Source organism: Achromobacter sp., from assembly GCF_036567245.1.
Classification (GTDB): Bacteria; Pseudomonadota; Gammaproteobacteria; order Burkholderiales; family Burkholderiaceae_B; genus Achromobacter.
In genome coordinates this window covers 1-7,434 of sequence record NZ_DATCUY010000250.1, presented here as the reverse complement: position 1 = coordinate 7,434, position 7,434 = coordinate 1, and the positions used below count along the sequence as shown (strand labels likewise).

Annotated in this window: 6 protein-coding genes and 1 tRNA gene; all 7 read left to right on the top strand. The window is 63.8% G+C overall.

Features of this window, described 5'->3' with window-relative positions; genetic code table 11:
- Positions 1-64: 64 nt before the first annotated feature.
- A complete protein-coding gene (gene rnr / locus VIR09_RS11130) occupies positions 65-2,542 on the top strand; it encodes a ribonuclease R (protein WP_332012926.1) in 2,478 nt (825 codons plus the stop codon).
- A 129-nt stretch (positions 2,543-2,671) separates the two neighbouring features.
- Positions 2,672-3,409: a 23S rRNA (guanosine(2251)-2'-O)-methyltransferase RlmB gene (gene rlmB / locus VIR09_RS11125; protein ID WP_013392619.1), complete on the top strand. Its 738-nt coding sequence runs from the start codon at positions 2,672-2,674 to the stop codon at positions 3,407-3,409.
- Between the two features lie 52 nt (positions 3,410-3,461).
- A complete protein-coding gene (locus tag VIR09_RS11120; RefSeq protein ID WP_332012925.1) occupies positions 3,462-4,706 on the top strand; it encodes a cystathionine gamma-synthase family protein in 1,245 nt (414 codons plus the stop codon).
- Between the two features lie 58 nt (positions 4,707-4,764).
- Positions 4,765-5,445 (top strand): Fe2+-dependent dioxygenase, encoded by a 681-nt coding sequence (locus VIR09_RS11115; RefSeq protein ID WP_332012924.1) that lies wholly within the window; start codon positions 4,765-4,767, stop codon positions 5,443-5,445.
- 352 nt (positions 5,446-5,797) lie between these two features.
- Complete coding sequence (locus VIR09_RS11110; protein ID WP_003812968.1) at positions 5,798-6,070, top strand: HU family DNA-binding protein; 273 nt, start codon at positions 5,798-5,800, stop codon at positions 6,068-6,070.
- Between the two features lie 152 nt (positions 6,071-6,222).
- A tRNA-Val gene (locus VIR09_RS11105) sits at positions 6,223-6,298 on the top strand.
- A gap of 269 nt (positions 6,299-6,567) precedes the next feature.
- Positions 6,568-7,377, top strand: a complete 810-nt coding sequence (locus VIR09_RS11100; protein WP_332012923.1) for an energy transducer TonB — start codon at positions 6,568-6,570, stop codon at positions 7,375-7,377.
- Positions 7,378-7,434 lie beyond the last annotated feature (57 nt).

Below are 7,434 nucleotides of genomic sequence, written 5' to 3'. Positions count from 1 at the left end.
CTGCTTCAGTGTTCAGCCTTGGGCGAACCACAGAAGCTGCGCATTATATACGGAAATTTTAGCTTTGGCAAAACGATCGAATAACGAATCGAATAACAACAGATCAACACCCTTGCCCGAAGCGCCGCCGGACTTCGATCCTGATGTCCCGTCCCGTGAAGCCATCCTGAAAGCGCTGCGCGCCGCAGGCTCGCCGCTGTCTCCGGTGGAACTGGCCGAACGCATGGGCGTCGAGCGCGCCGCGACGATGGTGGGATTTGAGCGCCGCCTGGGCGCCATGGAGCGCGACGGGCAATTGATGCCCAATCGCAAGGGCGTGTTGCTGCTGGCCACCAAACTGGACTTCGTTGCCGGCAAGGTGCTGGGGCATCGCGACGGCTTCGGTTTCCTGCTGCGCGATGATGGCGGACCCGATCTGTTCCTGTCGCCGCGCGAAATGCTCAAGGTGCTGCATGGCGACCGCGTGCTGGTCAAGCCTGCCGGCGAGTACCGCGGCAAGCCGGAAGGCACCATTGTCGAAGTCATCGAACGCCGCACCAATAAGCTGGTGGGGCGTTTCCTGCACGAGCACGGCCTGTCCATCGTCGTTCCCGAGGACCAGCGCATCAAGCACGACATCCTGATTCCGCCCAGCGACACCAACGGCGCCCAGCACGGGCAGGTGGTCGCGGTTGAAATCATGGAGCAGCCCACGCGCCACACGCAGCCGCTGGGCCGCGTGGCCGAGGTGCTGGGCGAGATCGACGATCCCGGCATGGAAATCGAGATCGCGGTGCGCAAGTTCGACGTGCCCGTCGAATTCTCGGAGGCCGCACGCAAGCAGGCCGCGCGCCTGCCGGACGTGGTCAAGAAGACCGACCTGAAAGACCGCGTCGATCTGCGCGACGTGCCGCTCATTACCATCGACGGCGAGGACGCACGCGACTTTGACGATGCCGTCTACTGTGAACCCGTGGAGCTGGGTACGGGCCAGCGCAAGCGTCCGGGTTGGCGCCTGCTGGTGGCCATTGCCGACGTGAGCCACTACGTGCGTCCGGGCGACGCGCTGGACGACGACGCGATCGAACGCGGCACCAGCGTGTACTTCCCGCGCCGGGTCATCCCGATGTTGCCGGAGTCGCTGTCCAACGGCCTGTGTTCGCTGAATCCGGACGTCGACCGCCTGGTGCTGGTCTGCGACATGGTCATCCCGGCCAGCGGCGCCAAGGCCGGCACGGTCACGGCCTACCAGTTCTATAACGCAGTCATGCATTCGCATGCGCGCACCACGTATACGAACATCTGGGCTGCCTTGCAGCAGCCCGGCGGTCCGGCCGCGCACGCCATGCGCAGCGTCATGCCCCAGGTTCAACACCTGTACGAGCTCTATCAGTTGCTGGCGCAAGGGCGCAAGAAGCGCGGCGCCATCGACTTCGATACGGTCGAGACCAAGATCGTCTGCAACGAGCTCGGCCGCATCGAACAGATCGTGCCGTCGGTGCGCAACGATGCCCACAAGTTGATCGAGGAATGCATGCTGGCCGCCAACACCTGCGCGGCTGACTTCATGACCCGCAGCAAGCATCCCGGCCTGTACCGCATCCACGAAGGACCCACCCCCGAGCGCCTGCAATCGCTGCGCGAATTCCTGCGCACCATGGGTCTGTCGCTGGGCGGAGGCGAGACGCCCACGGCCAAGGACTACGGCGACTTCCTGGATTCGGTGCGCGGACGTCCCGACTACCAGCTGCTGCAGACCATGTGCCTGCGCTCCATGCAGCAGGCGGTTTACAGCCCCGACAACATGGGCCACTTCGGCCTGTCCTATCCTGGCTACAGCCACTTCACCTCGCCCATCCGCCGCTATCCCGACCTGCTGACGCACCGTGTCATCAAGGCGCTGCTCGCCGGTCAGCGGTATGTGCCCAGCCTGGAAGACCAGCCTGTGGTGATAGGCCGCACGCAACGCGAGCATGAGCACGCCATCTGGGAAAAGATGGGCCTGGTCCTGTCCGCCAGCGAGCGCCGCGCCGACGAGGCGTCACGCGACGTCGAGGCCTGGCTCAAGTGCTGGTTCGTCAAGGAACGCGTGGGCGAGGACTTCAGCGGCACCGTTACCGGCGTCGCCAGCTTCGGCATTTTCGTCACGCTGGATACCTTGCACGTCGAAGGGCTGGTGCATGTTTCCGAGCTGGGTGGCGAGTACTTCCAGTTCAACGACGCCCTGCACGAGCTGCGCGGCGAGCGCACCGGCATGCGCTACCGCCTGACCGACAAGGTCCAGGTCCAGGTCTCGCGCGTGGACCTGGAGGCCCGCCGTATCGAGTTCCGCCTGGTGCAAGGCACGAGCTTCGACGCCTTGCGCAAGGCGTCGGCCCGTGGCCCCGACGAACCGTCGCGTCGCGTGAAGAAGGCGGCGTCGCCCAAGCCTGCGGCCCTTAAGGGTCAGACCGCCAAGGAAAGGCGCGCCGAGGCCAAGAAGGCCAGCAAGCCGCCCCGGGCGCCCAAGAAAGCGTCCCAGCGCGCCGCGCCGGCCAAGAAGGCCACGCACAAGCGCCACTGACGCTTCTTATGGCTGGGCCGTCGTTTGGCGGCCGCGCCATAAGGGGTAACATTGCACCTATGCCCGGTTTGGTCCGGTGACCCGCCCCGCTCTGGGGCGGGTATTCGTTTATCTAAAGGTATTGCATTTATGGCGTCGACCCAAGTCTTGGCCGGGTTTCACGCGGTTGTCGCGCGGCTGCGCCACGCGCCCGACTCGATCAAGGAAATCTATGTAGAGGCGTCGCGTCGCGACAAGCGGATGCAGACGTTCATCGAGCAGGCCGAGAAGGCGGGCTGCCGCCTGCATCCGGTCCCCATGGAACGCCTGGACGGCTTGTCCCGCGGCACCCGCCACCAGGGCGTGGTGGCGCTGGCTGAAGAGCGTCAGCTGGCAGTAGACGTGGACGAGGTTCTCGACGTCATCGAAGGTCCGCCGCTGTTGCTGATACTTGATGGCGTGACCGATCCTCACAACCTGGGCGCCTGCCTGCGCACCGCCGACGCCGCTGGCGTGCACGCAGTCATCGCGCCGCGCGACCGGGCCGTTGGCCTGAACGCGACCGTGCAACGCGTGGCTTGCGGCGCCGCCGACACGGTGCCCTATCTGATGGTGACCAACCTGGCGCGCACCATGCGCAGCCTGAAGGACCGCGGCGTCTGGCTGGTGGGTACCGACGACCAGGCAACCGACAGCATGCACCAGATCGATGCGCGCCAGCCCATGGCCTGGGTCATGGGCGCGGAAGGCGAGGGCATGCGCCGCCTGACGCGGGAAACCTGCGACCAGTTGGTGAACATTCCCATGCTGGGTTCGGTGGAAAGCTTGAACGTCAGCGTGGCCAGCGCCGTCTGCCTCTATGAAACCGTGCGTCAGCGCCGTTCCTGATCCATCCGCCTTGCCTATCCTGTAGTCCACATCCTCTTCGCGTCAGCCCATCATGCACCAGAACGGCTTTACCACCACGATCCTCCATTCCGACCGCAAGCAATCCGTCGAGCACGGAGCGGTGCACAAGCCCATGCATCCGTCGTCGGAGTTCGCTTACGAAGACGCCCGCGAGCTGGCTGCGGTCTTTCAGGGCAAGGCCGGCTTTACCTACGCCCGCCAGGGGACGCCCACCACCACCGCGCTGGAGGCCAAGGTCAACCAGATGGAAGGCGGCAAGGGCACGGTCAGCTTCGCGACCGGCATGGCCGCGCTGGCCGCCATCTTCACCACGCTGCTGCGCCGCGGCGACCACCTGGTGTCCAGCCAGTTCGTGTTCGGCAATACCAACAGCCTGCTGGGCACGCTGCTGGAGCTGGGCATCGAGATCACCTTCGTGGACGCGACCGATTCGTCGCAGGTGCGCGCGGCGATCCAGCCCAATACCCGCATGGTCTTCACCGAAACCATCGCCAATCCGGGCACGCAAGTGGCCGACCTGGCGGTGATCGGCGAGATCTGCCGCGAGAAGGGCCTGGTCTACGTGGTCGACAATACCTTGACCACGCCCTGGATGTTCCGGCCGGCCTCGGTAGGGGCCTCGCTGGTGATGAACTCGCTGTCCAAGTACATCGGCGGCCACGGCAATGCCTTGGGCGGGGCCGTGACGGACACAGGCCTGTACGACTGGTCGGACTACTCCAACATTTATGACGCCTATCGCAAGGGCGCGCCCACCAGTTGGGGCCTTACGCAGATCAAGAAGAAGGGTCTGCGCGACATGGGCGGCACCTTGGCGGCCGAGCCCGCGCACCGCATCGCGGTGGGCGCCGAGACCCTGGCCCTGCGCATGGCCAAGCATTGCGCCAACGCGTTGGCGCTGGCGCGCTTCCTAGAAGAACATCGCGGCGTGGCCAAGGTGCACTATCCAGGGCTGGCCAGCCACCCGCAGCATGCGCGCGCGGCGGCGCTGTTCGGTTCGCGCTTCGGGGGACTGCTGGGCGTGGAGCTGGCCGACGGAGTGGATTGCTTCGATTTCCTGAACCGCCTGCGCATCGTGCTGATGGCGACTCACCTGGGCGATACGCGCAGCCTGGCGCTGCCCGCCGCTCACACCATCTATTACGAGATGGGCGCCGAGCGCCGCAAGCAGATGGGTATCGCGGACAGCCTCATCCGCGTGTCCGTGGGCATCGAAGACGAAGCCGATCTGCTGTTTGATTTCGATCAGGCGCTCAACGGTTGCCTGCAGGGATAATGCGGCACGCGCGCGGCCGGTGGCCGGCCACGCCTGCACCGCAATCGGGATAGTGCCCATGCTTATACAGATCGCAGAAGTTTTTACGCCGCAAGAGGCGGCCGAGATCCGGCGCCGCCTGGACGCCGCCGATTGGGTCGATGGCAAGGTCACGGCCGGCCATCAGTCGGCCGAGGTCAAGCGCAACCGCCAGTTGCCGGAACAGCACCCTCTGGCGCAGGAGCTGGGCAACCTGATCCTGCAACGCCTGGCGGTCAACAACCTGTTCATGTCGGCGGCGTTGCCGCGCAAGATCTTCCCGCCCCTGTTCAATCGCTACGAGGGCGGAGAGTCCTTCGGCTATCACGTGGACAATGCCGTGCGCGGCATCGCCGGCACGGCCGAACGCATACGCACCGACCTGTCGGCCACGCTGTTCTTCTCCGAACCTGACTCCTACGATGGCGGTGAACTGGTCATCGACGATACCTACGGCCCGCGCGCGGTGAAGCTGCCCGCCGGGCACATGGTGCTGTATCCGAGCACCAGCCTGCACAAGGTCAATCCGGTGACGCGCGGCGCGCGCGTGTCGTCTTTTTTCTGGATGCAGAGCCTGGTGCGCGAAGACAGTCAGCGTGCGTTGCTGCTGGACATGGATGTGGCCATACAACGCTTGAATCAGGACGCCGCGGGGCATCCTTCCATCGTGCAGCTCACGGGCATCTATCACAATTTGCTGCGTCGATGGGCCGAGGTCTGACGCAAGTTAACTACCGCGTTCCGGGGTGTCGCGCAAACCCCGAAATGCGTGTTTCTGTTTATTGCGAAAAGGTCTAAAAGCTAGTATTGGCGCGGGTTGTGGTGAGGTTTTCGCTTGACAGCCGCGCCACGCCAAGGCCTAATACATGTCTGCGTCGCTGACGATTTGAAGGCAATTTGCCATTGAATCCAGGCGGCGCAGCAGTTTAAAAGTTGTGCTTCGCAGCGCAAGAAAAAAGTTTATCCACTGTCTGTTCGTCGTTTGTCGGGTCTTGCGTCTTCAGCGGCGTCCATCATGACGGCCGTGAACTGCACTACCGGCAGACTCCATACCTTGTGAGGGGTACACCTGAATGAACAAAACCGAACTCATCGATCACATCGCCAGCAAGGCTGACATCTCCAAGGCTGCCGCTGGTCGTTCGCTCGACGCCCTGATCGGTGCCGTCAAGACCACCCTGAAGAAGGGCGGTACGGTTACGTTGGTTGGCTTTGGCACGTTCGCTGTGTCGGCTCGCGCCGCTCGCACCGGCCGTAATCCGCGCACCGGCGAAACCATCAAGATCAAGAAGGCCAAGGTGCCGAAGTTCCGTCCGGGCAAGGCCCTGAAGGACGCCGTCAACTAATGGACGGCGGGCGGATCGCAGGCTCAGACCTGGCGATTTGCCCACAGGTGCGCGGTCCGGTATACTCCGGCCCGCGTATTGCTTTTGAGTGCCCCGGTTGGCAGTTGCTTGTACGGATTTTCGCGAATTTCGTCTTGAGGCTGCATCAGAATGGGTGCTTAGCTCAGTTGGTAGAGCGGCGCCCTTACAAGGCGTAGGTCACAGGTTCGACCCCTGTAGCACCCACCAAAAGCTCCGATATGCGCTCCACACAAAACCCGCACACGTCATGGTGGCGGGTTTTTTGTTTTGAGCTTGTTCTTCATCGTTTGCATCGGCGCGTATTGCTCGTGCGTGTTGATTCTGGTCAGAAATGTAGGACCGGATCAGATGAAATAGGACGTGCGAATCATTCGCATTTAAGATATTATTGTGGGCTTGTACCGGTCAGCTGGCGCCGCCATTGCGTGTGCGTCTTTTCTGGCTGGCCGGATAAGTCAATGCACCCTGGCTGATTCATGCCTAGTTTTCAACGCGGTTGGAATTCTTCTTCGCGCTCTTCATTCGGTATACGCGCAGGCGCTGGCCTGACGGTCCTGGCGCTGCATGCGGCAGTGATAGGCGCCATCTTCATGGCACCCGAGAATCGTCCTGAACTTGAAGAACCTGAAGCCATCATGGTGAGCGTGGTGGATGCACCCGTTCCCCAGATCGCCAAGGCCGAGCCCACTCCCGAAGAGCCGCAGCCGGTGACGGAAACGCCGCCCGAGCCGCAGCCCGAGATCGAACCCGAACCGGAGCCTGAACCCGAACTCAAGCCCGAGCCGGAGCCTGAACCCGAACCGGAACCGGTGGTTGAAAAGCCGCCGATGCCGGCGCCCAAGCCCAAGCCCAAGCCGCCACCCAAGCCTAAACCCAAGCCCGAGCCCAAGCAGGACGTCAAGGTCGAACCCAAGCCGGAAGCGCCGAAGGCGCCGCCCAGCGGCGCGCCCGAAGGCACCCAGGCGCCGCAGGGTCCGCAGCAGGGACCGCCGCCGGACCAGCCGGTGCTGGTGTCCAGCATCGAGTTCCAGGGCGCGCGCCCCATGCCCAACTACCCGATGGCTTCGCGCCGCATGCGGGAAGAGGGCCGGGTGGTGGTGCTGGTCGAGATCAATACCCAGGGGCTGGTCGAGCGGGCAACCATCGACGCGTCCTCGGGCTTTCCGCGCCTGGACGAATCGGCGCTGGCAGCCGCCCGCAAGGGCCGTTTCAAACCGTATACCCGTAACGGCGTGGCCTACCCCGCCAAAGCCAAAATTCCGTTCGATTTCGTAATGAGGAACTGAGATGTCCAACGCACTGCATAGCGCCACCCTGGTGGCGCAGGCGACCACCAGCCCGGC

Excerpts from the sequence above, each read along its gene's own strand:
- rlmB (WP_013392619.1), top strand. The coding sequence starts at position 2,672 with ATGGCGTCGACCCAAGTCTTGGCCGGGTTTCACGCGGTTGTCGCGCGG.
- VIR09_RS11120 (WP_332012925.1), top strand. The coding sequence starts at position 3,462 with ATGCACCAGAACGGCTTTACCACCACGATCCTCCATTCCGACCGCAAG.
- VIR09_RS11115 (WP_332012924.1), top strand. The coding sequence starts at position 4,765 with ATGCTTATACAGATCGCAGAAGTTTTTACGCCGCAAGAGGCGGCCGAG.
- VIR09_RS11110 (WP_003812968.1), top strand. The coding sequence starts at position 5,798 with ATGAACAAAACCGAACTCATCGATCACATCGCCAGCAAGGCTGACATC.
- VIR09_RS11100 (WP_332012923.1), top strand. The coding sequence starts at position 6,568 with ATGCCTAGTTTTCAACGCGGTTGGAATTCTTCTTCGCGCTCTTCATTC.